Annotated in this window: 22 protein-coding genes; 6 read left to right on the top strand and 16 right to left on the bottom strand. The window is 67.4% G+C overall.

All coding sequences use genetic code 11. From position 1 onward, the window contains the following. Positions 1-50: 50 nt before the first annotated feature. On the top strand, positions 51-2,231 hold the full coding sequence (locus BACI349Y_RS16960) for an amylo-alpha-1,6-glucosidase (protein ID WP_159633449.1): 2,181 nt from the start codon (positions 51-53) through the stop codon (positions 2,229-2,231). 5 nt (positions 2,232-2,236) lie between these two features. Here BACI349Y_RS16960 and BACI349Y_RS16955 read toward each other — a convergent pair whose 3' ends face one another. Both BACI349Y_RS16955 and BACI349Y_RS16950 read right to left on the bottom strand, forming a co-directional pair. Further along, positions 2,237-2,770: a GNAT family N-acetyltransferase gene (locus BACI349Y_RS16955; RefSeq protein ID WP_159633446.1), complete on the bottom strand. Its 534-nt coding sequence runs from the start codon at positions 2,768-2,770 to the stop codon at positions 2,237-2,239. 22 nt (positions 2,771-2,792) lie between these two features. Next, entirely contained in the window at positions 2,793-3,752 is a 960-nt protein-coding gene (locus tag BACI349Y_RS16950) for a D-2-hydroxyacid dehydrogenase family protein (protein WP_159633443.1), read from the bottom strand. 142 nt (positions 3,753-3,894) lie between these two features. Here BACI349Y_RS16950 and BACI349Y_RS16945 point away from each other — a divergent pair, with 142 nt between their 5' ends. Further along, positions 3,895-5,088, top strand: a complete 1,194-nt coding sequence (locus BACI349Y_RS16945; RefSeq protein WP_159633440.1) for an MFS transporter — start codon at positions 3,895-3,897, stop codon at positions 5,086-5,088. A gap of 227 nt (positions 5,089-5,315) precedes the next feature. Here the strand turns inward: BACI349Y_RS16945 and aceB are convergent, their stop codons facing one another. Then, on the bottom strand, positions 5,316-6,968 hold the full coding sequence (aceB, locus tag BACI349Y_RS16940; protein WP_159633437.1) for a malate synthase A: 1,653 nt from the start codon (positions 6,966-6,968) through the stop codon (positions 5,316-5,318). Between the two features lie 255 nt (positions 6,969-7,223). Beyond that, a complete protein-coding gene (gene aceA, locus BACI349Y_RS16935; protein ID WP_159633434.1) occupies positions 7,224-8,540 on the bottom strand; it encodes an isocitrate lyase in 1,317 nt (438 codons plus the stop codon). 149 nt (positions 8,541-8,689) lie between these two features. Between aceA and BACI349Y_RS16930 the strand changes: the two genes are divergently transcribed. Next, the gene (locus tag BACI349Y_RS16930) at positions 8,690-10,201 is read left to right on the top strand and encodes a helix-turn-helix transcriptional regulator (RefSeq protein WP_159635840.1); all 1,512 of its coding nucleotides are present in this window, start codon (positions 8,690-8,692) and stop codon (positions 10,199-10,201) included. 235 nt (positions 10,202-10,436) lie between these two features. Here the strand turns inward: BACI349Y_RS16930 and BACI349Y_RS16925 are convergent, their stop codons facing one another. From BACI349Y_RS16925 to BACI349Y_RS16915, 3 genes are read right to left on the bottom strand one after another with little or no spacing between them, the layout of a single operon-like run. After that, the gene (locus BACI349Y_RS16925) at positions 10,437-11,453 is read right to left on the bottom strand and encodes a TAXI family TRAP transporter solute-binding subunit (RefSeq protein WP_236560887.1); all 1,017 of its coding nucleotides are present in this window, start codon (positions 11,451-11,453) and stop codon (positions 10,437-10,439) included. Beyond that, entirely contained in the window at positions 11,440-12,891 is a 1,452-nt protein-coding gene (locus tag BACI349Y_RS16920; RefSeq protein WP_159633431.1) for a sensor histidine kinase, read from the bottom strand. Before BACI349Y_RS16920 ends, BACI349Y_RS16925 begins: the two co-directional genes overlap by 14 nt. Continuing rightward, a complete protein-coding gene (locus tag BACI349Y_RS16915) occupies positions 12,888-13,559 on the bottom strand; it encodes a response regulator transcription factor (protein WP_159633428.1) in 672 nt (223 codons plus the stop codon). The genes BACI349Y_RS16920 and BACI349Y_RS16915 overlap by 4 nt, the downstream gene beginning before the upstream one ends. A 239-nt stretch (positions 13,560-13,798) precedes the next feature. Here BACI349Y_RS16915 and BACI349Y_RS16910 point away from each other — a divergent pair, with 239 nt between their 5' ends. Next, the gene (locus BACI349Y_RS16910; protein ID WP_159633425.1) at positions 13,799-15,193 is read left to right on the top strand and encodes an MFS transporter; all 1,395 of its coding nucleotides are present in this window, start codon (positions 13,799-13,801) and stop codon (positions 15,191-15,193) included. A gap of 118 nt (positions 15,194-15,311) precedes the next feature. Here BACI349Y_RS16910 and BACI349Y_RS16905 read toward each other — a convergent pair whose 3' ends face one another. Beyond that, on the bottom strand, positions 15,312-15,644 hold the full coding sequence (locus BACI349Y_RS16905) for a hypothetical protein (RefSeq protein WP_159633422.1): 333 nt from the start codon (positions 15,642-15,644) through the stop codon (positions 15,312-15,314). 99 nt (positions 15,645-15,743) lie between these two features. Between BACI349Y_RS16905 and BACI349Y_RS16900 the strand changes: the two genes are divergently transcribed. Together BACI349Y_RS16900 and BACI349Y_RS16895 are read left to right on the top strand one after the other, a co-directional pair. After that, positions 15,744-16,367 carry a TetR/AcrR family transcriptional regulator gene (locus BACI349Y_RS16900; RefSeq protein ID WP_159633419.1) on the top strand — a complete coding sequence of 208 codons (624 nt, stop codon included), beginning with the start codon at positions 15,744-15,746 and terminating at the stop codon, positions 16,365-16,367. An 83-nt stretch (positions 16,368-16,450) separates the two neighbouring features. Further along, positions 16,451-18,199 carry a pyruvate dehydrogenase gene (locus BACI349Y_RS16895; RefSeq protein WP_159633416.1) on the top strand — a complete coding sequence of 583 codons (1,749 nt, stop codon included), beginning with the start codon at positions 16,451-16,453 and terminating at the stop codon, positions 18,197-18,199. A 138-nt stretch (positions 18,200-18,337) separates the two neighbouring features. Here BACI349Y_RS16895 and BACI349Y_RS16890 read toward each other — a convergent pair whose 3' ends face one another. The 8 genes from BACI349Y_RS16890 to BACI349Y_RS16855 all read right to left on the bottom strand — a co-directional run bounded on the left by BACI349Y_RS16890 (position 18,338) and on the right by BACI349Y_RS16855 (position 25,807). After that, positions 18,338-19,195 (bottom strand): hydroxymethylpyrimidine/phosphomethylpyrimidine kinase, encoded by an 858-nt coding sequence (locus BACI349Y_RS16890; protein ID WP_159633413.1) that lies wholly within the window; start codon positions 19,193-19,195, stop codon positions 18,338-18,340. A 139-nt stretch (positions 19,196-19,334) separates the two neighbouring features. Beyond that, positions 19,335-20,273: a type IV toxin-antitoxin system AbiEi family antitoxin domain-containing protein gene (locus tag BACI349Y_RS16885; RefSeq protein WP_159633410.1), complete on the bottom strand. Its 939-nt coding sequence runs from the start codon at positions 20,271-20,273 to the stop codon at positions 19,335-19,337. 156 nt (positions 20,274-20,429) lie between these two features. Continuing rightward, positions 20,430-21,179 (bottom strand): dienelactone hydrolase family protein, encoded by a 750-nt coding sequence (locus tag BACI349Y_RS16880; RefSeq protein WP_159633407.1) that lies wholly within the window; start codon positions 21,177-21,179, stop codon positions 20,430-20,432. A gap of 35 nt (positions 21,180-21,214) precedes the next feature. Then, on the bottom strand, positions 21,215-22,501 hold the full coding sequence (gene tgt / locus BACI349Y_RS16875; protein WP_159633402.1) for a tRNA guanosine(34) transglycosylase Tgt: 1,287 nt from the start codon (positions 22,499-22,501) through the stop codon (positions 21,215-21,217). 39 nt (positions 22,502-22,540) lie between these two features. Next, entirely contained in the window at positions 22,541-23,269 is a 729-nt protein-coding gene (locus BACI349Y_RS16870) for an SRPBCC family protein (protein ID WP_159633399.1), read from the bottom strand. A gap of 116 nt (positions 23,270-23,385) precedes the next feature. Beyond that, complete coding sequence (locus BACI349Y_RS16865; RefSeq protein ID WP_159633396.1) at positions 23,386-24,417, bottom strand: DUF6707 family protein; 1,032 nt, start codon at positions 24,415-24,417, stop codon at positions 23,386-23,388. A gap of 88 nt (positions 24,418-24,505) precedes the next feature. Next, complete coding sequence (locus BACI349Y_RS16860) at positions 24,506-25,045, bottom strand: NUDIX hydrolase family protein (protein WP_141158190.1); 540 nt, start codon at positions 25,043-25,045, stop codon at positions 24,506-24,508. A gap of 9 nt (positions 25,046-25,054) precedes the next feature. After that, positions 25,055-25,807, bottom strand: a complete 753-nt coding sequence (locus tag BACI349Y_RS16855; RefSeq protein ID WP_159633393.1) for a VOC family protein — start codon at positions 25,805-25,807, stop codon at positions 25,055-25,057. Positions 25,808-25,906: the final 99 nt, after the last annotated feature.

The raw sequence follows: 25,906 nt of genomic DNA, 5'->3' as shown, positions 1-25,906 counted from the left end.
GCGGGCGTTGGGCTCCCCGGCAGCATCCAGCCTGAGAAGGGAGTCCTTCCATGACCGCCTGGAACGAAGACAATGAGGCCTCCGGCTCCGATGTTGGTGCCGTCACCGTACTGGAAGGCTCTTCGTTTTGCATCTCGGCCGGAACCGGCGACATCAGCGCCGACGGCAGCACGAATGGTGCGTTCTACCAGGACACCCGGATCGTCTCGGGCTGGGTTCTGCGGATCAACGGTTCGCGGCGCGAACCGCTGTCCGCCCAGAAGGCCCAGCCTTTCGAAGCAACCTTCGTTGGCCGCGCAACATGGCCGGGAGGCCGGTTCGACAGTCCGCTGGTGGTCCGGCAGGTCCGGCACATCGGACCGGGCCTGCAGGACGACATCATCCTGGAGAATTACGCAGCGGAACCCGTTGAATGCGCCATAGAGCTGCTTGTGGACGCGGACCAGGCCGACCTCTTCGAAGTGAAGGGCGGCCGGACTACTGGCCCCGATGACACCACCCGCACAGTGGTGGATGGAAAGCTCATCATCGAAGCATCACGGCACGGCCAGCAGCGGGGCTCCGCCATCGGGGCCAAGGATGCGGAGGTGGGCACGGATGGGCTCCGGTTCCGCGTCACCGTCCCCGCCCGCGGCAAGTGGAGCACCAGCGTGATTGTGGTGCCCCTGGTCAACGGGGAGGCCCCGGAAAAGCCCTTCATGGAGGGCCAGCTGCCGCACCACCGTGAGGGCGTGCGGCGCCACCTGGCCTGGGAAGAGAACGTGCCGCGGATCAGCATCGAGGACAGCAGCTTCCAGAACGTGCTCAACCGCAGCCAGAGCGACCTCGGTGCCTTGCGAATCTTCGATGCCCACCATCCCAACCGCGCGGCGGTCGCGGCCGGGGCGCCCTGGTTCATGGCGCTGTTTGGGCGGGACTCGCTGCTGACGTCCTACATGAGCATGATGGTCAACCCCAATCTCGCCTTGGGCACGCTGCAGACCCTGGCCGGGATCCAGGGGAAGAAAGTGGATGTGGATTCCGAAGAGGAACCCGGACGCATCCCGCACGAGGTCCGGCTGGGCGTGACCGCTGGCCTGTCGCTTGGCGGCACCGCGTATTACGGCACGGCGGATGCCACTCCGCTTTTCGTGGCAACCTTGGGCGAGCTGAGCCGCTGGGGACTGTCCCGGGATGCGATCCAGCCGCTGCTGTCCCACGCCGACCGGGCCCTGGAATGGATCGAAAAATACGGCGACCGCGACGGCGACGGCTTCGTGGAGTACCTCCGGCCCAACGAGCATGGACTGGTGAACCAGGGCTGGAAGGACTCCTGGGATGGCATCAACTTCGCGGACGGGACCATCGCGGAAGCCCCCATCGCACTCTGCGAGGTCCAGGCCTACGTATATGCGGCCTACCTGGGCAGGTCGCTGCTGGCCCACTGGACGGGGGATCCTGACCTCGAAAAGCACTGGGCCGACAAGGCGGCAGCCTTCAAGGAGGAGTTCAACAGGAAGTTCTGGCTGCCGGACAAGGGGTACTTTGCGGTGGCGCTGGACAAGGACAAACGGCATGTCGATGCGCTGACGTCTAATATCGGCCACTGCCTGTGGACGGGCATCGTGGACGAGGACAAAGCCGTGTCCGTCATGGAAAACCTGATGTCCCCGCAGATGTTCACCGGCTGGGGCATCCGTACGCTGGCCTCCGACATGGGCGCCTACAACCCCGTCAGCTACCACAACGGCTCGGTCTGGCCCCACGATACCGCGCTGGTGGCCACCGGGCTGATGCGCTACGGGTTCGTGGACGAGGCCAGACGGGTGGCACTGGGCATCCTCGACGCAGCCCGGCACTTTGATGGCCGGCTGCCGGAACTGTTCTGCGGGTTCGACCGCGGCGAGTTCCCGGGCCCTGTTCCGTATCCCACTGCATGCTCCCCGCAGGCGTGGGCGGCGGCGGCGCCCGTGCAGCTCGCCCGGATCCTGCTCCGGTTCGATCCCGTCTTCACCCGGGGGGTGGTGCACCTGGCCCCGATCCTGCCTGAAGTCGTGGGGACATTCCGCGCAGAGAACGTTTTGTTGGATACCAGCCGGGTCACCATCACCGCCACGGGAACCCAGGGCGGCATCGACGGACTCCCGCCGGGGCTGAAGCTCCTGACGGAGCCCCGCCCACCGCTGGCCTATCCGCCGAACGGAGCCCCGGCCAACTCGCGCGTCCCGGGCCTACAGCAGTCCAGCAGCTGAACAGTTCAGGGTAGGGCGCGCTCCAGGACGAAGTCGTGCTCCACGGTGCTGCCCAGCCGGAATGATTTGGTGCCCACCTTGTGGAAACCGGACTTTTCGTAGAAACGGATGGCCCGGGCGTTCTGGCTGTTCACACCCAGCCAGGCCCCGGCGCTGCCGGATGCTGCTGCCGCCTGGAGGCTCGCGTGCATGAGTTCTGCTGCCGCGCCCAGCCCGTGATAGTCCGGGTGGACATAGCATTTGCTGATTTCCACGGACGGCAGCAGCGTCAGCACGGAATCCACGTCCGGGTCCGCTGCGGGCCTGTCCACCAGGAGGCTGTAGCCGCAGAGCTGCCCGTCGGCGTCGATGACCAGGATGGTGATGTCCGGGTCGGCGAGGTAGCCCTTGAAGTGCTCCTCGCTGAGCGTGTTGGCCAGGTGGGCGGCAATGTCGGCAGGTGACGACGACGGCGGGCAGGCCAGCGGGAAGGTGACGGCCGCCAGCCCGGCGAGGGGGCCGGCGTCGTCCGATGTTGCGGTGCGGATGGTGTGCGTCATTCGGTTGCTCCGGTAGGGAAGGTCAGGCCGTGAGGGTTCGGATGGGGGAGCCGGCAAGCCAGGCGGTGATGTTCTCCAGGGCACCGCCGTAGAACTGCCGGTAGCTTTCCTGCGTGACGTAGCCCAGGTGGGGGGAGAGCAGGGTGTTCGGCGCTGCCAGGAGCGGGTGGCCGGCCTGCAGGGGCTCCTGGTCGAAGACGTCCAGGGCGGCGCCGCGGATCCACCCTTCGTTCAATGCCCTGACCAGGGCCTCCTGGTCAACGAGCGGCCCCCGGGCGGTGTTGACCAGGATGCCCTCGGGCCCCAGCAGCCGCAGCTCGGCCTCGCCCACAGTGTTCTCGGACCGCGGGGAGAGCCTCAGATGGAGGGTGGCGACGTCGGCGACCGTGAAGAGCTCCTCCTTGGACACCAGCCGCGCGCCGGCCTCCTTGGCTGCCTCCGCGGTTAGGTTCTGGCTCCACGCCACGACGTCCATCCCGAAAGCCTGCCCGTAGGCGGCCACCCGCCGGCCGATCTTGCCCAGCCCCACGATGCCCAGCGTCTTGCCGGCCAGCTCAAAGCCCACCGTTGACTGCCAGGTACCGGCCCGGAGCGAGCTTTCCTCGGCGGGAAGGTGCCGGGCGATGGCCAGCAGGAGGGCCCAGGTCAGTTCGGGCGCGGCCGTGGGTGAGCCGGGCGTACCGCACACCGTCACCCCGTGCTCGGCCGCCGCCGCCACATCGATGGCGGCGTTCGCCATTCCGGTGGTGACCAGCAGCTCAAGCGACGGCAGCTTCTCGAACACCTCACGGGGGAACGCCGTCCGTTCCCGCATGGCGATCACCATGGTGGTGTCCGCCAAGGCCGAAACCAGCGCGTCGCGGGATGTGAAAGGTTCACGGTAGGACGTCACCGTGACCCCTTCGGCCTCCAAAGCCGTGAAGTCAGCGAAGCCGTGGGCCACGTCCTGGTAGTCATCGAGGATGGCAAGGCGGTGGGTCATCGGTGTCCTTCGCAGTGTCCTACGTCCTGGGTCACGTTCATCGTATGGCAGGGCCGTCCGGGAGGGTGCCTGAAACTCCAGCAACGCGGAGCATGATAGCAATGGGAGTGATGAATCCACGCCCATTCCCGATTTTGACCCTGTGAGCAGCCGCGTCCTGTCCCGCGTCCCGAAAAGCTGGGTCCTGCTGGCCTGCATCGGCCTGCTGGCGCTGAACCTCCGTGGCCCCTTTGTTGCCGTCGCGCCCCTGGTGGACCTCATGCAGGCGGAACTGCACTTTTCGCCGGTCATGCTGGGGCTGCTGACCAGCATCCCCGTGCTCTGCTTCTCGCTCGCGGCTCCGCTGGCGTCCCTGGCTGCGCGGAGGTTTGGTGCCGAGTTCGCCGTGACGCTGACCATCCTGGGGGTCCTGGCCGGCGTGCTGCTCCGGTCTGCGGGAGGACCGGTCCTGGTGGTGGCCGGCACGGTGGTCATCGGGGTGGCCATCACCATAGGCAACATCGCGGTGCCACTGATCATCCGCCGCGATTTCGCTCCCCGACGGCAGGGGACTGCGATGGGGATCTACACCGCAGCCCTGAACATCGGGTCCTTCCTGACCTCGGTCATCATGGCCCCGCTCGCCGCAGTGACGGGGTGGCGGCTGGCCCTGGCCGCTGTCGCCGTCCTGGCCGTCGCCGCGGTGGTGGTGTGGGTGCTGGCAGTGGGGCCCCGGACGGCTTTCCTGGCCGAGGCCGAAGACGGCGGGGATACGCCCCGTGCCCCGGCAACCCGTTCCGGCTGGATTACTGCCGGACTCACGGCCGGCTTCGGCGGCCAGGCGTTCTCCTATTACGGCGTCACGGCGTGGCTGCCGAGCTACCTGCACGACGAACTGGGAATGAACGCAGCCCAGGCCGGCGCCGCGTCCTCGATCTTCCAGATCCTGGCCATCGTGGGCGGACTCGGCGTGCCTTTCGCGGCCAAATACCTGAGCACGACGGCGGTGGCGGTCACCCTGGGTACGTTGTGGCTTGCCGTTCCGGTGGGGCTGCTCTTCCTGCCGCAGCTGTGGTGGCTGTGGTCCACCTCCGGCGGGATCGCGCAGGGCGGTGGCATCACCCTGATCTTCATCGCCATCATCAAGCTGGCCCGCGACCAGGCTTCGGCCGGCCGGATGTCCGCCACGGTCCAGGGCCTGGGATATTGCCTCGCCGCCGTCGCACCGCCGCTGGTGGGCTTCGTCCACGACAGCTCCGCATCCTGGACGCCGGCCCTGCTGGTCATCCTGGTGTCGGTGCTGACCTTCTTCGTCAGCACCACCCTGTCCGTGCGGCAGGTGCCGAAGGGCCGCTGAGGCGAGGCCCGCCGTCGTACGTTCCCCTGGACGCCCGCTCACTTAGCGCAACAAACACGACGACGCCCGATCACTTATAGCAACGAATACGACAACGCCCGATCACTTTCCTGGGGAAAGTGATCGGGCGTTGTGGGTGGTGCTCCGTTGCCGGACCGGCGCCCCGGATTTCGGGGGGGGCCTGTTGCGAAGGGCGTGCCGGCCCGGCAGACGGAAGTACTGGCGGGTCAGGCCGCGGTGAGCTCCTCGACGGTGGCCTTTTCACGGGCCTCAGTCAGGTAGCGGGCGTAGGCCGGCAGGGTGAGGAAGGACGGGAACTCGCGGCTGAGCGTGACTTCCTCGAAGATGTCGCGGGCGTCCTCGAACCGGTCGCCGTCGAAGCGTTCCAGCCGGGCGAATTCCTCGTCCAGCAGTTCTTCCACCCACTCGTGGCTGATGATCTCGCCGTGGTCCGTGATGGCCCGGGCGTAGATCCACTGCCAGAGCTGGGACCGGGAGATCTCGGCAGTGGCGGCGTCCTCCATGAGGTTGTGGATGGCCACTGCGCCGTTGCCGCGGAGCCAGGATTCGATGTAGCGGATGCCTACCTCGATGTTGTTCCGGATGCCCTGTTCGGTGATGGTGCCGGTGGTGGCGGCAACGTCGATCAGGGCGCGGTCGTCCGGGGTGACGTCCTCGCGGAGCCGGTCCAGCTGGTTCGGCTTGCTGCCCAGGACGCCGTCGAACACTTCGCGGCACACGGGCACCAGGTCGGGGTGGGCCACCCAGGAGCCGTCGAAGCCGTCGTTGGCCTCGCGGGTCTTGTCTGCGCGGACCTTCTCCAAAGCGTTGGCGTTGGCTTCGGGGTCCTTGCGGTTGGGGACGGCTGCTGCCATGCCGCCGATGGCCATGGCGCCGCGCTTGTGGCAGGCGCGGACCAACTGTTCGGTGTAGGCGCGCATGAAGGGCTGGGTCATGGTGACCTGGCCGCGGTCCGGCAGGACGAAGCGGGGGCCGCGGGTGCGGAAGTTCTTGATCAGGGAGAAGATGTAGTCCCAGCGGCCGGCGTTCAGGCCCGCGGCGTGGTCGCGCAGTTCGTAGAGGATCTCCTCCATTTCGAACGCTGCGGTGATGGTCTCGATCAGCACTGTGGCGCGGATGGTGCCCTGCGGGATCCCGAGCAGGTCCTGGGCCAGGATGAAGATGTCGTTCCACAGCCGGGCTTCGAGGTGGTTCTCGATCTTGGGCAGGTAGAAGTACGGGCCCTTGCCCTGGGCGAGCAGGCGGCGTGCGTTGTGGAAGAAGAACAGTCCGAAGTCCACGATGCCGCCGGCGATGGGCTGGCCGTCGATGAGCATGTGCTTTTCCGGCAGGTGCCAGCCGCGGGGCCGGACCACGATGGTGGGCAGCTCGCCGGCCGGGCGGAGTTTGTATTCCTTGCCTTCTTCGGACGTGAAGTCGATCCGGCGCTCCAGGGCGTCGGTGAGGTTCAGCTGGCCCTTGATGACGTTCCGCCACGTGGGGGTGGAGGAGTCCTCCATGTCAGCCAGCCACACCTTGGCACCCGAATTCAGGGCGTTGATGGTCATCTTCTTGTCCACCGGGCCCGTGATTTCGACCCGGCGGTCCTCCAGCCCGGGTGCCGGGGGAGCGACCCGCCAGGACGCATCATTGCGGATGTGCTCGGTTTCCCGCAGGAACCGCGGGTCCGCCCCGGCGGCGATGTCAGCCCGCCGTGTGCGCCGGGCCTGGAGCAGCTCCTGCCGCCGCTCGGCAGTTGCCCGGTGCAGCTTCGCGATGAACGTCAGTGCGTCCGGGGTGAGTACTTCGTCCTGCCGGCAAATAGGCTGTGCGGTCAGGGTGATGCCATTGATCGTGAAGCTGTCGGTGAAGCTGTTCATTTCAGTCTCCTTAAAGACGAAAGGGAAGTTCGACGGCGGGACTTGCCTGGGTGGGGCCGGGAAGGGAAATCCTCCGCGTGCTGTCCCCACCCCCGGCGTAAGACCTCGCAAAGCTCGGTCGACGCCGGGGACAGGGCCCCTTTACGCACGCTTCCGGATTCCCCCTCCCGGCCCGCGACGGTCACGCTTGGGCGAGTGCCGCCGTCGTGCCTCTTCGGTGAGCGAAGCGAACGGCTCACCTTGGGCGGCTGGGGATTAGTGGAACTGTCCCTCTTCGGTCGATCCGACCAGGGCGAGGGTCGACGCGTTCGGGTTGAGCGCCGTGGAGATGGTGTCGAAGTAGCCGGTGCCGACTTCGCGCTGGTGCTTGGTTGCGGTGTAGCCGCGGGACTCGGAGGCGAATTCCTTTTCCTGGAGCTCGACGTAGGCGCTCATGCCTTCACGGGCGTAGCCGTGGGCGAGGTCGAACATCGAGTAGTTCAGGGCGTGGAAGCCGGCCAGGGTGATGAACTGGAAGGTGAAGCCCATGGCGCCGAGTTCACGCTGGAACTTGGCGATGGTGGCGTCGTCCAGGTGCTTGCGCCAGTTGAAGGACGGGGAGCAGTTGTAGGAGAGCATCTGGTCCGGGAACTCGGCCTTGACGGACTCGGCGAACTTGCGGGCAAGCTCCAGGTCCGGGGTGCCGGTTTCCATCCAGATGAGGTCGGAGTAGGGCGCGTAGGCCTTGGCGCGGGCGATGCAGGGTTCGATGCCGTTGCGGACCTTGTAGAAGCCCTCGGCCGTGCGCTCGCCGGTGATGAATTCCTGGTCGCGCTCGTCGACGTCGGAGGTGATCAGGGTGGCGGCCTCGGCGTCGGTGCGGGCGATGACGACGGTGGGGGTCCCGGCGACGTCAGCTGCGAGGCGGGCGGCGTTCAGCGTGCGGACGTGCTGCTGGGTGGGGATCAGCACCTTGCCGCCGAGGTGGCCGCACTTCTTCTCCGAGGCGAGCTGGTCCTCCCAGTGAACACCGGACGCACCGGCCTGGATCATGGACTTCATCAGTTCGTAGGCGTTCAGCGGGCCGCCGAAGCCGGCCTCTGCGTCGGCGACGATCGGAACCATCCAGTCCTCAACGGTCTGGATGCCTTCGGAGAACTCGATCTGGTCTGCCCGGAGCAGGGCGTTGTTGATGCGGCGGACCACGGTGGGGACCGAGTTGGCCGGGTAGAGGGACTGGTCCGGGTAGGTGTGGCCGGAGTTGTTGGCGTCGGCCGCAACCTGCCAGCCGGAAAGGTAAATGGCGCGCAGGCCGGCCTTGACCTGCTGCACGGCCTGGTTGCCGGTAAGGGCGCCCAGGGCGTTGGTGTAGCCGCCGGTCTTGTGCTCTTCGGTGAGCTGCTTCCACAGCTTCTCCGACCCGCGGCGGGCCAGGGTGTGCTCTTCGGAGACGCGGCCGCGGAGGCGGACGACGTCGGAGGCTGAGTAGTCCCGGGTCACACCTTCCCAGCGGGGGTTGGCGGCCCACTCGAGCTCCAGGGCGGCGGCCTGCTCTTCGGGCGTCTGCTGGGTGGGCTCAAATGCTGCAGTCATCGTTGATCTCCTTGATTGAGCTCCGGATGGAGTAGGTGGGAACCGCGTCGTTGAGGTTCCCACCGGCTTATCCGGTGCGGTGTTTCTTTCCGTGACAACTACTTTTCAGCACTTTCAACCACCTTTCTAGAGAAAAACTATGGAAAGAAATCCACTTCTTCACGTATTCTTCAGAAATGTCGCCTTCAAGCTGGAACCGGGACGTTTCCCAGCCACCGTCAGCCGCCGCAGCGGAACTGGACGTCATCGCGCTGGGCCGCCGCGTCCGCCATCTCCGTAAACAAGCCGGGCTTACGCTCGATGACCTGAGCGCCGCCGTCGGTACCGCTCCCAGCCAGCTCAGCCTGATTGAAAACGGCAAACGCGAGCCCAAACTGACGCTGCTGCAGCACCTCGCCGGCGCCCTGAACGTCAGCATCGACCAGTTGCTCGGGGCCGAGCCACCCAGCCGCCGCGCCGCCCTCGAAATCGAGCTGGAACGCTACCAGCGCGGGCCGCTGTACGAATCGCTGAACCTGCCCAAAATCCGCATCAGCTCGCGGCTTCCACTGGATGTGCTGGAGGCCCAGGTGGGGCTGCTGCACGAGCTGGAACGGAAGATGAACGAGCAGGTGGCCACCCCGGAGGAAGCCCGGCGCGCCAACGGCGAACTGCGGGCCATGATGCGGGAGCGCGGCAACTATTTCCCGGAGTACGAGGCCGAGGCGCAGAAGGTCCTCAAGGAGGTGGGTTACACCACCGGCCCGCTGAGCCAGCACGTCATCGCGGACATCGCCGAGCACCTCGGATTCACCCTGCACCACGTGGGGGATCTGCCGCATTCCACCCGTTCCGTGACGGATTTGAAGAACCGCAAAATTTACCTGACGCAGAGCCAGCGGCAGGACCACGACCCCCGCTCGGTGCTGCTGCAGGCCCTGGGCCACTACGTCCTGGGCCATGAAACGCCCAAGAACTACGGTGACTTCCTGGCCCAGCGCGTAGCCACCAACTATTTCGCCGCCGCCCTGCTCCTGCCCGAGCAGGCAACCGTCGAATTTCTGCAAAAAGCCAAAGCGGCCAAGGAAATCGCGGTCGAGGACATCCGGGACGCCTTCGCAGTGTCCTACGAGACGGCAGCCCACCGGTTCACCAACCTGGCCACGAAGCATCTGGGCATCACCACACATTTCCAGAAGACCCACCAGAGCGGCATCATCTACAAGGCGTACGAGAATGACGGCGTGAACTTCCCGCAGGACCACACCGGAGCCATTGAGGGCCAGCCGTCGTGCAAGGCCTGGACCTCCCGTGCCGTGTTCGATGTGCCGGACAAGTTCAGTGCCTACAGCCAGTACACCGATACGCCGTCGGGCACGTACTGGTGCACCGCCCGCACCGAGCGGTCCGCCAGCGGCGAATTCTCGCTCAGCATTGGCGTGCCGTACCAGCACGTGAAGTGGTTCCGCGGGCGGGAAACCAGCGCACGGGCCAGGTCCAATTGCCCGGATCCCAACTGCTGCAAGCGGCCGCCTGCCGAACTGACCAACCAGTGGGCCGGGAACGCCTGGCCGTCCGCCCGGGCCCACTCGCACCTCCTGGCCGCGATGCCTCCCGGAGCTTTCCCCGGCGTGGATGAGACCGAGGTGTACAGCTTCCTGCAGGCCCACTCCGGCTCTTAGGAACGCCCCATCACATCCTGCCGGTTTCCTCCCGACGCCCCATCACCTCCCGCCGGTTTCCTCCCGACGCCCCATCACCTCCCGCCGGTTTCCTCCCGACGCCCCATCACTTTCCTGACGAAAGTGATCGGGCGTTTGGGAATAAGCCGCCAAAGGTGATGGGGCGTTTGGGTGTACGCCGCCAAAAGTGATGGCGCGTTGCTGGATTAAGTGCCGAAAGTGATGGGGCGTTGGGTCAGCCGTGCAGGGTCCGGTAAGCTGCCGCGGCGGCGGGGTGCAGCGGAATCCCGGCGGTGTTGATGAGGCTCTCCGCGCTGAGGAACTGCACGCCCAAGGTGGACTGGGGGATGAGTTCGCCGGCGTTGTGCACCAGCAGCTGGACGGTGCGCTCCACGGTGGCGGCGTCCAGGTCCCTGCGGCAGAGCAGCAGATTGGGAGCACCCACCGTCCACACCGCCGGTATGCCGGGATAGCTGCCTTCCGGTATCAGGACCCGGTCGTACATTCCGCCGTACCTCCGCCGCAGTTCCGGCAGCAGCGCGGACAAATCCAGCAGTCCGAGCGCCACGTCCTGCTGCGCGCTGGCGATGGCCGCAGTGGGCACGCCGCCGGACCAGAACAGGGCATCCACGGTCCCCGCCTTCAGCGCCGCGATGCCGTCATTCAGGCCAAGATGTTCGACGGCGGCAGTTCCGGCGGAGGGCGGCGCGGCATCCGCGGAGGTGCCCAGGCCCGCTGCTTCCAGCAGCCGGGGAGTGGTAAGAGAGGTGCCCGACCCCGGCTGGCCCACGGCGACCCGCCGCCCCGCCAGCCCGGAAATGTCCCGGATCCCGCTGTCCTTCCGCACCACGCAGTGGACGTAGTTTTCGTAAACCTTCCCGATGGCGGCGATCTCCGCTCCGTCTCCGCCCGCCTGGCTGGCGGCATCGGCCAGTGCCACAGCAAAGTCCGCCCGGCCCGCCCGCAGTTCCGCGATGTTGTCCAGGCTTCCGCCGGTGGCCACGGCCCGGGCATGGCCCGCTACGCCGTGGCGTTCAAGCGCCGCGGCCAGCAACGTCGAGAACTCGAGGTAGAAGCCGCCGGGTTCGCCGCCGGCCACCACCAGGTTCTCCGGCCGGTCGCCTCCGGTGCACGCACTGAGGGCAGGCGGCAGGCAGGCTGCGAGTCCGACGGCGAAGGCCCACCTGAGCGCGGACCGTCGCGTCGGCAGGGAGACATGGCGGCCCGGGGCAAGCGCTTCACGCATTGGCATCACCACTCCTGCTGCCCGGAAGCAGCTGATCAGACGCCGGAGCGGGAAACTCGATCCGGGCCGCGAGCCCATGCGGGGCCGCTTCGGCCAGCACCAGGCGGCCACCGTTGGCCGCGGCAAGCTGGCCCACGATCGTCATGCCCAGCCCGGTCCCGGGAACCGACGAATGCTGCGGGGACCGCCAGAATCTGGTGGCAGCCGCGGCGCGCTCCGGGGCAGGAAGCCCTGGACCGTCGTCGGAAATCTCCACCACCACCGCGCCGCCCTCCATCCGGACCGTGGCCGTCACGGTGGCACCGGGGGCGTACTTGAGGGCGTTGTTGAGGAGCTCGGCCGCCATCTGGGCCAGCTCCGCCGGGTGGCAGGAAACCAGTGCCGGGGGCTGCGGCGCCGGAGCAAGGACCAGCCTGCAGCCTGCCTGTTCTGCCAGCGGTGCCGCCCGCTCAATCTCCCCCTGGAGGACCGGGAAAGGGTCCACGGGATCCGGTGCAGGGAAGCCTTCCAGGCGGCCGGCAGCCCGGAGGTACCCCTCGGAGGCCCGGTGCTCCGCGGCGGCGAGTTTGAGGACGCCGTCCAGGATCTCCTCCACCCGGTCCAGCTCCGCCATGGCGCGCTCGGCGGCGTCGTGTTCACGGGCCGTCTTCAGTTCCAGCTGCAGCAGGTCCAGCCGAAGCCGGAGGGCCCCCACGGGGTTGCGCAGCTGGTGTGACGTGTCCGCGATCAGCTGCCGCTGCGCTGCCATGCTGGCGCTCACGGTCCGGGCCATCACGGTGAAGGACCGGCTCAGTTCCCGCAGCTCCGGCGGCCCGTCCTCCGGAAGGCGTCCCGCCCGGCCGGTATTTTCCAGTTCGTGCACCGCCGAGTTGAGCCGCTGGACGGGCCGGAGGACCCATACGGTGACCCGGGCCGCACCCAGCAGGAGCACGGCGGCAAGGGCAAGCGCCGCCACCCCCACCGCGAGCCACCGTTCCCGGAGCTTCTGCTGCGCGGTGCCGGCGTCCACGTCCAGCACCACGGCGCCCAGGACCTGGCTGGCGCTGCCGAAGGGCCGGAAGATCACCCGGGAGCCGGAACCGAAAGGTTCCAGTGGTTCCAGGGCGGTGTTGCTGACGTTCAGCCGGGCCAGGGACAGCGCGTCCTGCACGTCGGACCGGCCGGTATCAAGGTCCCCGGAATGAAGGGTGGCCTGCTGCACACGCACCACGATCCCTTCCCCGTACAGCCCGGAGTACGTGTCCATCTCCCGCTGCAGCCGCGCCGTGTCCCCGTCGGCGGAGGCATCGAACGCCACCTGCGCCAGACGGTTCAGGGACGCCGCCCGGTTGATTTGCAGCTCCTGGGTCAGCTCGCGGGACGCGGACGTGAGGATGGTGCCCGAGATCAGGAAGACCACCACCAGGCAGAGCACGCTGAGGACGCCCAGCACCCGCAGCCTCATCCGGAAGCCGCCTCCACCCGGTACCCCACCCCACGGACGTTGATGATGAAGCCGGGTTTTTGCAGTTTTGCCCGCAGCCCGGTGAGGTGGACGTCCAGGGACCGGGAGGAAGCCAGGAAGGCGTCGCCCCACAGCGCGTCAAGGATTTGTTCCCGGGTGACCACCGAGCCGGCGTGGCGTGCCAGCAGCGCGAGGAGCTCGAACTCCGTGGCGGTCAGGGCGAGCGGCGAACCGGCTTTGGAAGCGGTGCGGCGGTTCAGGTCGATCGCCACGTCATCCAGCACGATGACGTGCTCCTGCGGGGTGCCGCCGCCACGGCCCGCCCGCCGCGTCACCGCTTCGATCCTGGCGAGCAGTTCCACCAGCTTGACCGGCTTGACCAGGTAGTCGTCCGCGCCGGAGCGCAGCCCGAGCACCACGCTGCGTTCGTCGTCCCGTGCGGTCAGGATCAGGATGGGGACATCGGTGACCTGGCGCAGTTTGCGCAGCACCTCCAGCCCGTCCATGTCCGGCAGGCCGAGGTCCAGGAGGATCACCTGGAAGTTCCGGTGGGACAGCAGCGCATCAGCGCCCCGCGCCAGCCGCTGCGGGTGGTGTCCGGCGCTTTCGACGGCGGCGGTGAGGGCGCCGGCCATGGCGTCGTCGTCCTCGACGATCAGCACGTCCATGGCCATCTTCCTTGCTGCGTTTCCTGTGGTGTCCGGTTCATCCCCGCCACGTGAGATTACCGCGTGGCGCCAGGATATGCCCGACGGAGGCCGGGCCGGCCGAGACGGGACACGCAGGCAAAACCTAAGGAAGTGTTAGGAAATGCCCCGCCACGTTGGCTGTGCGGTGGATCACCCATACCGTGGATGAGGCCCTCCGGCGTTGGAGGACGCACGTCACCACAAGGAGGAACTCACCGATGAGCACCCAACAAACCGCGCCCCTGACGGAGGCCGCCCAGACCCGGCGGGCCGTGGGCAACATCCTGAAGGGTTCCGCCGGCAACCTTGTGGAATGGTACGACCTCTACGTCTACACCGTCTTTGCCGCCTACTTCCAGGCCCACTTCTTCAACTCTAAAGATGAGCTGCAGGCGGGCCTCGAAGCGATGGCCGTCTTCTCGACGTCGTTCCTCATGCGGCCCATCGGTGCCTGGTTCTTCGGCCGGTACGCGGACCGCAAGGGCCGCAAGGCCGCCCTGACGCTCAGCGTCACCCTGATGTCGGCCGGCTCTTTCGCCATCGCCGTGCTGCCCACCCAGGACGTCATCGGGCTGTGGGCCATGATCCTGCTGGTGCTCATCCGCGTGATCCAGGGCTTCTCCGTGGGCGGCGAGTACGGCACCAGCGCCACCTACATGTCCGAGGCAGCCACCAGCAAGCGCCGCGGCTTCTTCTCCAGCTTCCAGTACGTCACCCTGATCGGCGGCCAGATGCTGGCCCTGCTGGTCCTGGTGATCCTGCAGAACGTCATGCCCAAGGGCGACCTGGGGGAGTGGGGCTGGCGCATCCCGTTCGCCATCGGCGGCGTGGCTGCCCTGGTGGTGCTGTGGCTCCGCCGCTCCATGGAGGAGACCGTTTCCGCCGAGCAGCTCGAGGCCGCCAAGACTCCCGCGGTTGCCGGACAGGCCCAGCCGGGCACCATGAAGCTGCTGTTCACGAGCTACTGGAAGCCGCTGCTGGTCTGCATCGGCATCACCCTTGGCGGCACCGTGGCGTTCTACACCTACACCAACTTCATCCTGAAGTTCATGAACGATACCTCGGGCATCGCCAAGACCGACACCTCCGTGATCAACTTCTGGGCCCTGTTCATCTTCATGCTGCTCCAGCCCGTCTACGGCATCATCTCGGACAAGGTGGGCCGCAAGCCGCTGCTGCTCTGGTTCGGCATCACCGGCGTGCTTTTCACCTGGCCGCTGCTCTCCACCCTTGCCGGCACCAAGGACCCGTTCACCGCGTTCCTGCTCATGATGGGTGGCCTGGTGATTGTCGGCGGCTACACCTCGATCAACGCCCTGGTAAAGGCTGAACTGTTCCCCGCCTCCATCCGCGCGCTCGGCGTTGGCCTGGGCTACGCAATCGCCAACTCGCTCTTCGGCGGAACCGTGCCGCTGATCGGCGCGGCCTTCCAGAAGGCGGAGCGGGAGGACCTGTTCTTCACCTACGTGACCATCGCCATCGCCATCTCGCTGGTGGTCTACATCATCGCCCTGAAGAACAAGAAGGCCACACACCTGGACGACGAACAGGGCCACGCCTGGGAGCAGGCGCCGCAGGGTGGCGGCAAGGACAAGGACTCGCTCGGCGTCTAGCATTCGGGCGTCCCAACGGACGCATCGCCCAAGGAGGCGTACGACGGCGGCTGCCGGGCCGCCGTCGTACGCCTCCTTTTGCATGTGCAGAGGGGAGGTATGGGACGCGGAGCCCCTTTTAGCGGCGGGTCGTCCGCCGGCGCACCAGGAATCCGTGCGCGGCGAACAGGCGGGGCAGCACCACGTACACCGCGGTGGGAACCACCACCATGGTCAGCCCCATGGCCCGGAAGACGGGGTGCCAGGTTTCCATGAGGGGTGCGGCCGCCATCATGCCGATGGCAACCAGCGGAAAAATTGCCAGCCAGGTGATGGCCGCGCGGACATGGATGGACGGCGGAGCCGCCGGAGCTCCCGGCGCCGATGGGGCTGCGGGCAGCACGGGCTGGGGAGCGGCAAGGTTTGCCGGCTGGGCAACGGAGGGGGCTGTGGGCTGTGGAACCGTGTCCATGGAAAACTCCAACTGATTAGTTGCTTATTGCTTGCAAAGACACTAAACGCGGACAGGTGCAATTGCAACTACCTGGTTGGAATTGCGTAGACTTATGTCATGGCATGGAACACAGCGCGGACCAGGGAACTGCTGCTGGCCGCTGCCACGGAGGAGTTCAGCGCCAAGGGGCTCGCGGGGGCGCGGGTGGACCGCATCGCAGCTGCCGCCGGCGTGAACAAGGAGCGCATCTACCAGTACTTCGGTAAGAAGGATGAGCTGTTCGACGCCGTCCTGGCCGCCGAAATGGTCCGGGTAATGACCGAGGTGCCCATCACCGGCAGCGGACCGGAGGCGTTCGGCGAATACGCCGGCCGCCTCTTCGACCGGCACACTACCGACGGCGTCCTGCCCAGGCTGCTGTTCTGGGAAGGCCTGGAGCGGGGCGGGGAAACCGTCAGCCGCGCCACCCGGTCCGACCACTGCGCCATCAAGGTAGGCCAGGTCCTGGACGTGCTGCCCGGAATCGACCGGACTGACGCCGCGGACCTGCTGATCACCGTCATCACCCTGTGCGACGGCTGGCCGGTCCTGCCCCAGATCGACACGCTCCTGGCGGGCAGCAGTGCTGACCGGACCACCCGTCGTCGGGCGTTCATCGTGCGGACCGCAACCCTGCTCGCTGAAGCCCTCGCCGCCGAGGTGCGGGCCGCCCCCGGAGCTGCCCTGGACCAGGCCGGCTAGAAGGCCTGCCGGGGAACCGGCCGGGTGGGCGGACTATATTGGGCCATGTCAGCACACCACCACCATCGCGGGAGTCTGCACCCATGGCCAAGGAACTTGCCACCCAGCTCATCGAACAACTCCAGGCTGCCGGCGTGCAGCGGATCTACGGGATTGTGGGCGACAGCCTCAACCCGATCGTGGACGCGGTCCGCCAGACCGGCGGCTCCGCGAAGGGCGGCATTGACTGGATCCACGTCCGCCATGAGGAAGCCGCCGCCTTTGCCGCCGCAGCAGAAGCGCAGCTCACCGGAAAGCTTGCCGTGTGCGCCGGATCCTGCGGCCCCGGAAACCTGCACCTGATCAACGGCCTGTATGACGCCAACCGCTCCGGCGCTCCGGTGCTGGCCATCGCCTCCCACATTCCCAGCAAGCAGATCGGCAGCAGCTTCTTCCAGGAGACCCACCCGGACCGCCTGTTCAACGAATGCTCGGTGTACTCGGAGCTGGTCAGCACCGCAGAGCAGGCTCCCCGGGTAATGCACAGTGCCATCCAGCACGCGCTGGGGCTTGGGGGAGTGGCCGTCGTGACCCTTCCGGGTGACATCGCCGGGCTGGAGGCCGCCGGCCCCACCCCGCTGCCTGCCACCTTCCGGCCTGCCAGCCTGGTCCCGGACCCGGCCAGCGTCCAGGCCCTCGCGGACGCCATCGACGACGCCGGCAAGGTGGCCATCTTCGCCGGCGCCGGCGTGGAAGGGGCACACAGCGAGCTGATGGCGCTCGCCGACCTGGCCAAGGCGCCGGTGGGGCACTCGCTGCGCGGCAAGGACTTCGTCCAGTACGATAACCCGTTCGATATCGGCATGACCGGGCTGCTGGGCTACGGGGCCGCGGCGGAGGGCATCGAGGACGCCGACCTGCTGATCCTCCTAGGCACCGACTTCCCGTACGACCAGTTCCTGCCGGACACCCGCACCGCGCAGGTGGACCGGGTGGCCCACCGGCTGGGCCGCCGGACTGACGTCGACATTGCCGTCCACGGCGACGTGCTGCCCACCCTGCGCGCACTGCTCCCGCTGGTGAAGGCGAAGAAGAGCCGCAGGTTCCTGGACCAGATGCTGAAGAAGCACGACCGGCTGATGAACAAGGCCGTGGGCGCCTACACCCGGAAGGTGGAGAAGAAGCAGCCCATCCACCCGGAGTACGCGGCGTCCCTGCTGGACCAGGTGGCCGCCGAGGACGCCATCTTCACCGCGGACACGGGCATGTGCAACGTCTGGACCGCGCGGTACATCAACCCGCTGGGCACCCGCCGGCTCATCGGGTCCTTCCTGCACGGCTCCATGGCCAACGCCCTGCCGCACGCCATCGGCGCACAGTTGGCCTACCCCGGCCGGCAAGTCATCTCCGTCTCCGGCGACGGTGGGCTGTCCATGCTGCTGGGTGAGCTCATCAGCGCCGCCGCCTACAAGCTGCCGGTGAACGTAGTGGTGTTCAACAACTCAACCCTCGGCATGGTCAAGCTCGAGATGCTGGTGGACGGACTGCCCGATTTCGGTGTGGACGTCCCCGATGCCAACTACGCGGCCGTGGCACAGGCGCTGGGCTTCCATGCGGTGAGGGTCACGGATCCGGCGCAGATCGAATCGGCGTACCGGGAAGCGTTCGCCCACCCCGGCCCGTCGCTGGTGGAACTCATCACCGACCCCAAGGCGCTGTCCATCCCGCCGAAGATCTCCGGTTCCCAGGTGATCGGGTTCGCCACGGCCATGTCCAAGGTGGTGCTGAACCGCGGGGCGGGTGAGGCCGTGAGTATGGCGCGCAGCAACCTGCGCAACATCCCGCGGCGCTGACCGGGGTCCAAACCCGCCATCACATCCTGCCCATAAATCGGGAACGCGTCTGCACTCTATGCAAACGCGTTCCGGAATTAAGGGCCAAAAGTGATGGGGCGTTTGGGTTTTAAGGCCCAAAAGTGATGGGGCGTTTGGTCAGCGGGCGCCGCCCTGCCACAGGGCGTCGAACGGGGCGCCGGAGGCAACGCGGTTGCGGATGCCGGCGGTAACGAAGTCCTTGGCGGTCCGGGCGGCCTCCAGCGGGCTGGCGCCCTTGGCCAGTTCCGCCGTTACGGCGGCGGCGAGCGAGCAGCCGGCGCCGGAGACGGCCACCTCGCCCACCTTCGGGGCGCTGAGGACTTCGAGGGTCTGGCCGTCGTAGAAAACGTCGACGGCGTCCGGGCCTTCCAGCCGGACCCCGCCCTTGGCCAGGACTGCTGCGCCGCTGAGTTCGTGGATGCGCACGGCAGCGGCCTTCAGGGATTCGACGTCCGTGATCTCCAGGCCGGACAGTGATTCCGCCTCGAAATGGTTGGGCGTGACGAAGGTGGCCAGCGGCAGGATCTGCGACTTCAGGGCCTGGTCCGTGTCCAGTGCGTGCCCCGGCTCCTGGCCCTTACAGATCAGCACCGGGTCCAGGACAACGTTGGCGAAGCTGTTCTCCTGCAGGGCGCCGGCCACCGTGCTGATGGTGGCCGGGCTGCCCAGCATGCCGATCTTCACCGTGTCCAGGGCGGAAGGCGCGCCCGACGCCGGACCGTACGCCGCCGTCGTTGCCTCCAGCTGGTCGGCAATCACCTGCTGGTCCACCGGCACGAAGCGGTGGTTCCAGCTGTCCTTGGGGTCGAAGGACACGATGCAGGTCAGGTTGGCGATGCCGAAGACGCCCAGTTCCTGGAAGGTTTTCAGGTCGGCCTGCGCGCCGGCGCCACCGGTGGCTTCGGACCCGGCGATGGTGAGGACGACGGCGGGACGTGCGGCGGGCAGCGTTGCGTCAGGGGTAGCGGAAGTCATGCACCCATCCTGCCACCCGCCGTCGGACGCCCGCCAAACCGGTGCCCCGAGTCCCGGGATCGCCGGAAAGGTGCCGGATCGACGGAAAGAACCGGCGATCCGGCACCTTTCCGGCGATTTGGGCGCTCCACCGGCGTCGCTAGGGTCGGAGCGCGGCAAGCACGCGGGCTTTGAACTCGTGTTCGCGGAAGAGGTCGGCCCACTTCACGCGCACAAACGTCCAGCCGTTCTCGGTGAGGGCATTCTCCCGCTGTCGTTCCTGGAACAGCACCTCATCCGTCGGTTTGTAGTCGAAGTACTTCGTCTTCCCGTCGAATTCGAGGGCAACCTTCTTTTCCTTCCAGGCGAAATCCAGCCGGTACCGGCCGGCACGCGTATCCACCGAGACTTGGGGCTCCGGCAGGGGAAGTTTCAGCCGCATAAGGAGTTCGCGCGTGAGTGTCTCTCCGGCGGACTCCGAGCGCGGATCTGCGTGGGCGAGCGCCAGCCGGAGGGTCCGGATCCCGCGCCGTCCCTGCAGGCCGTCAGCCATGCTTTCCATCAGGGCCCTGTCCGCGCCGAGCCGGAGGGCGTGGTCCATCAGCACCAGCGACTGCCGATAGCCCAGCATCATGGCACAATCCACTGCCGTCCGCTCCAGCGAGGTCACCTTGAGGCCTCCGAGGGTCACCACCTCCAACGCAGTCCAGGGCCGGGTATGGCCGCGGACATCCTTGCCGAGCCGCTCACTGGAAGGGTTTCCCGGCATCAAAAGGTGGACCAGGTCATCCACGTCCCAGAGATACAACCCGTGCAGCCGGGCCGCGGAGGTGTGGCTGTACACGTAGCCACCGGCCGAAGTGCTCAGCGTGCCGAGTGCATGGGCGTGAATCAGCTGCATGCTGCGGACGGGACGTGATTGTTTTTCCCACAGCTCGGCGCGGATGTAGCAACCGTGGCGGAGGCGGACCAGCTTCCCGCGGAGGACCAAGGCCTTGATGGCCCGGGAATTGAGGCCGTTCCCGTGCAGTTGCCCGGTCCGCCACAGGTTGCCGGTGTTTGGCAGAGCCGGGAGAGGGGTTGGTTGCTGCGGTGTCATCCCGACAGGATCCCGCCGCTGCGGCACTCACTGAAAGCGCCGTCGTCGTCATGTGGACAACGTCCTGCGTCCCCAACTCGCCGGAACCCGTCCGGCTCGCCGCAACGTTCCGGCGATCCGGCAGCTTTCCGGCGGGTTCGACGGCGGCCGGCCGGGTCAGCCCTTCAGCGTCCCGTCCAGCAGGGCGCGCAGTTCCCGGAAGTGCCGCTCCGTGGCTTCCGGGTGGAACGCCGAGGTGTCCGCCATGCTGTAGCCGTGAGGTGCCCCTTCGTAGATCTCGTTGGATGCCTCGAGTCCGGCGTCCTTGAGCGCTTCGCCCAGGCGCGCGACGGCGTCGGGGGCCATGCTCCGGTCGTGGTCCGCGTGGCCAAAGACGAAGCGCGCCCGGGCCGTACCAAGCCCCAGGTGCGGGCTGTCCGGATCCTCCGTTGCCAGCCCGCCGCCGTGGAAGCCGCCACACGCTGCCACCAGGTCCGGGTGCGAGGTGGCGGTGCGGACCGCGAGCCGGGCACCCATGCAGTAGCCGGTGGTGCCAATGGGACCCGGCGCCACGCCGTCGAGCGCCGCCAGCGCGGAAACCCAGGCATCGATGTCCGGCAGGGCCTTGTCCGGAGTCAGCCGGCCCACCCGGGGGAAGGCAGCCTTGCCGGCAGCTTCCCGGCCCTCCTGGGTGGACATGTCACCGGCCGGGGCCAACTCGGCGACTGTTCCTTCCCGGTAGAACACGTTTGGCGCCAGCACCACGTAGCCCCAGTCGGCAATGCGCTGCGCCATCTCCTGGATGCGCGGGCGCAGGCCGAACGCGTCCATGTAGAAGATGACCCCCGGGAACGGGCCGGTACCGGTGGACGGGCGGGCGACAATGGCTTCGGCAGGGCCTGCTGCGGCCTGGATCTCGATGAGCATTTGGTCAGGATAGCGGAGCCACCCGGGAGCCACGCTCAGGAGTAGTACCGGCCCAGGGTTTCGGCCTTGAAATCGAAGAAGGTGCCGGACTCGATGGCCAGCCGGGCGTCGTCCACCATCTTCACCACGAACCGCTCGTTGTGGATGGAGATGAGGGTGGCGGACACCATTTCCTTGGCCTTGAACAGGTGGTGGATGTAGGCCCGCGAATAGTTGGCACAGGCGTAGCAGTCGCAGCCCTCCTGCAGCGGCCCGAAATCGCGCTTGTACTTGGCGCCGGAAAGATTGAACCGGCCGTACGGGGTATAGAACGCGGAGTTGCGGGCCACCCGGGTGGGGGAGACGCAGTCGAAGGTGTCGGCGCCGTTCTCGATGGCGGTGAAGATGTCATCCGGTTCGGAAATACCCAGCAGGTGGCGCGGCTTGTCCTCCGGCAGCTCCTCGTTGCACCAGCGCACGATGGTGCCCAGGTTCTCCTTCTCCAGCGCCCCGCCGATGCCGAAACCGTCGAACGGCATCGCGCCCAGATCGCGGCAGGCCTTCCGGCGCAGGTCTTCATACTGGGCGCCCTGGATCACGCCGAACAGCGCCTGGTAGGGCTTGGCCGCCCGTTCCTCCGTCAGGCGGAAGTGTTCCTCGATGCACCGCTCCGCCCACAGCCGGGTGCGTTCCAGTGATTCCTCCTGGTACCGCCGGGAGTTCTGCAGGGTGGTCAGCTCGTCGAACGCGAACATGATGTCCGCGCCGATCTGGTGCTGGACCTGCATGGAGATCTCGGGGGAGAACCGGTGCCGGTCCCCGTTTAGGTGGGACTTGAACCAGACGCCGTCGTCGTCAATATGCGCCAGGCGTTCCTTGCCGGGGGCCACGGCATCATCCGGTCCGGAGGCGTCCACGGACTTCATGTCGATGACCTTCTTGAACCCCGAGCCGAGGCTCATCACCTGGAATCCGCCGGAGTCGGTGAAGGTGGGGCCGGACCAGTTCATGAAGGCACCAAGGCCGCCGGCCGCGTCCAGGATGTCCGGGCCCGGCTGCAGGTACAGGTGGTAGGCGTTGGCCAGCAGCGCCTGGGCGCCAAGGTCCGCCATGGACTCCGGGAGCACGGCCTTGACGGTGGCCTTGGTGCCGACGGCGATGAAGGCCGGCGTCTGGATCTCACCGTGCGGGGTGGTGATGGTGCCGGTGCGGCCCAGGAATTCCCCGTCGTTTTCCGCTACCTGAGCCGCCGTCGGCGGGCAGGACTCCGCAAGGCGGGTGCCGACCGTGAAGGAGAACTGGGATCGGGTTTCAGGCAGGGCGAAGGCGGGGTTGGCTGGCACCGTACCAGTGTGCCAGCAAACCGCCCGGCCCCCGTAAACTCAGCTGGCCCGTTCCGAGGCGGGGTAGTTCTCGGACCGCCAGGAATCCCAGGATTGCCGGATGGCGTCGAAGGCGCCGGCGCCGAGGTCGTACGTGGAAGCGATGACCAGCGAGCCGTCACCCTCCGCGCGGACGTCCTTGATGGCCGGATGGTCCGCCACCACCAGCAGCCCCTCGCCGTGTTCGGCGTAGCTGTGCACCGTGAGCCCCACCTGGTGGCTGGTCCGGTACCAGACCTTGCCGCTGATGTCCTCGCCGGTGCCGAGTGTGAATTGGTATGGCTCGCCCGGCGCGGGGAGGTCGGAGAGCCCCAGCTTCGCAATGGCGGAGGCTTTGCCCTCGGTCAGGTGCAGGAACAGGGTGTGCCGCTTGCCGTGCGGGTGGCGTTCCAGGGCGAAGCGGAGCTGCTGCAGGAAGGTGAGCCAGCCCTGCGTGATGTCCTCGTCCCAGGCAGCCCACTCGGAGTCATGGTCCACGGCGGCGCGGGTGACACTGACCCGGGTTCCACCGGCCTCCGGGTGGAGCTCAAACGTGTCCCCGCCGTGCACGGTGAGGCTGGTGTGGTCCGGTGCTTCCTGCACGTCACTGGAGAAGTAGATCTCCTTGATCTCGGACTCCAGGTCCTCGGCCTGCCAGCCATGCCACTGGGCCACCTTGGACGGTTCACGCAGCATGGTCCAGACCTGCGGCGCGTCGGCGTTGATCACTACGCTGAGATTGTTGGTCATAGCCCCGAATGTACGCCCCGGACATAGCCTCGGGTAGGGGCAATTTCCCATTGCGGGAAGGCACCGGGAAGACGCCCGGAAGGCCCGCGGGAGGCGCCTGCCGGACGCCCCGCGGGTCAGGAGCGGACGGCCTCCAGCTCGTTGCTGATGCGCCGTTCCAGTTCGGACGTCCCGATGGTTTCCGAGCCGCCGTGCGCCCGCAGGAACAGCAGGGATTCCAGCCGCAGCAGCCGCCATTCGCGCTCGGCGTCATGGTTGGAGTTGTCGATGGAGCGGAAGATTTCCTTGTCGTACAGGTTGGGCTCGTTGAGCGAGCGCTGCCGCACCTTGGCTGCCATGCGCGCCTTGAACGGGTCCGTTTCCTGGTTTTCCGGGGTGCGGATCAGTTTCTCGTACACTTCGGCGCGTTCGTCCTGGCCGTCCTGCCGGCAAATGTAGCTGGCCAGCGCCAGGGAGGCCTCCACCGAGGTCCACCGGCCCGGGTTTCCGTCATAGGGCAGCACGGTGATCAGGTCTGCCACGGACAGTGCGCCGTCCGCGTCCTTGAGCGTGATGAACAGTTCGTGCGCCAGGTCGCTGAGGTCCTTCAGGCAGCTTCCGGATTTGAAGTTGACGCCCTTGGACAGCCTGTCGGCCAGGAGCAGCACGCCCTCCGCATCCGGGTGCGCCTCCGCGGCGGCCTCCACTACTGATTCGGGGGTGCCGGCCGGCGCCGGGATGAGTGCCAGTTCCTCCTCGCTGGGCCCGGTCGCTGCGGGCGGCGCCGGCGGGAGGGGAGGGACGACGACGGCGGGCGCCACATTGAGGGGACCGGTCCCGGCGCCGGGCTGCTCCTGCGCACCGTTCCGCGGGGTCAGGGTTTCCGCCGGTGGTGCGGCCTCCGGAAGGTCCGCGGGCAGCGGAAGCTGGGTGACGTCGTCGTGCGCTCCGTCCACCACTGTGACCATGGTGCCGATGGCAACCCGCAGGGTTCCGCCGCCGGAGAGGCTGGCCAGTACCAGTGCGGGGGAGCCAAAATCGTCGTGCTCGAGCTCCACCTGGTCGATTTCGGCAGTGCGCCGGCCGTCGGGGAGGAGGATGTGGCTGCCGGTGGTCAGAGATCCAGCCTGCTGTTCACGGTGGTGCCTGGCGGCTGGTGATTCGGTCATGGGAGTCCTTAAGTTCTCTTGCGGTCCGCCCTACAGTCTACAAAGGCGGGCACTCAAAACCGGGGACCCCCACGTCCCGGCGGGGTGGTCAGAAGCCCACGCCTGCAAACGCCAGGGCCTGCCGGATCAGGCCGCCGCGGCCGCCGGAAAACTCCATCTGGACGCCCGGGCTGAGGACTTCCTCCGGCGTCATCCAGGTCAGCTCCAGGGCGTCCTGGCGCGGCTCGCACTCGCCCGTCACCGGGATCACGTAGGCCAGGGACACGGCGTGTTGCCGCTCGTCCGTGAAGCCGGTCTGGGACGGTGCCGGGAAGTATTCGGCCACCGTGAACGGCACGGGGCTCAACGGCAGCTGCGGGAACGCCAGGGGGCCGAGGTCCTTTTCCATGTGCCGCAGGAGGGCGGCGCGGATGGTTTCGCGGTAGATGACGCGCCCGGACACCAGGGAACGCACCATGGTCCCGTCTGCGTCCGCCTGCAGCAGCGTGCCCACTTCGTTGACGTAGCCCAGCGGGTCCAGCCGGACCGGTACTGCCTCGACGTACACCATGGGCAGCCGCCCCCGTGCCTCAAAGAGGTCTTCTTCAGAGAGCCAGCCGGGATTCGGGTCAGGTGTGCGCACGTTCATGCTTAAGTTCTACCCCATGGGGCGCCGCTGGGAGATCCACACCGTGGCGGGCGCGTTGGGGCCGCCGGCATCCGGGTTGGCTACGTGGAGGGTGCTTCCAAACGCCTCCTCGGTCAGGCTGGCGGTGAGGCCCGCGGCGGTGAGGCGCTCCTGCAACGGTTCCAGCCCGCCGTCGTATTCGAAACCCAAGCCTGACCTGGGCTGTCCGGTGGCCGGCCGAACCAGCAGGACGCCGCCGTTTTTGGCAGTGAAGTCTGCCGTCTCGTCATTGTCCGGCACGGGCCGGGGGCGGGCGCCGATGTGCAGCAGCGTGCGGACGGCCCCCTCCGGGTCCGCGGTGTACCAGACCGCCGCAACGGCCAGGGCGGGATCGGCGTCGGCGCACTGGGCGAAATGGGCGGCCTTGTCCGCCAGGAAGCTGAACCCGTCAGGCGCGCTGATCCGGCAGGCGTCACCGTGGTCAGCAGTGACGAGTTCGGCCGGTCCGGCGCCTTCCGCCGTCCCTTCCTGTGGGGACTCCTCCTGTGCCGACAGGTTGGTGCGGCGGGCGAATTCGGCCACGTCTCCCACTTCCACCGCCAGCACCGTCCGGCCGTCCTGACCCGAATCCGCCTCCGCGGAGTGGAGCGCCACGCGGCCTGACGCCGAATCAAAGACCTGCCACCCGCCGTCGTCCTCTGTCTGCACCATCCCCAGGGTGGTGAGGAGCTGCTTCCAGGACTCGGTGCGCGAGGTGAAATGGACGGGGCGGACTCGGAGCATGGCGTTGTCCTCAGGTGGCGGATGGATCTGTAGGGCCATGATGCCACGCGAAACCGCTCTGCACACGGCTTGTGGCACGGGATTCCACGGGCAGAATTA

It is taken from the genome of Arthrobacter sp. 8AJ (assembly GCF_902506025.1).
GTDB lineage: Bacteria > Actinomycetota > Actinomycetes > Actinomycetales > Micrococcaceae > Arthrobacter.
This window is presented reverse-complemented; position numbering and strand designations above follow the sequence as displayed.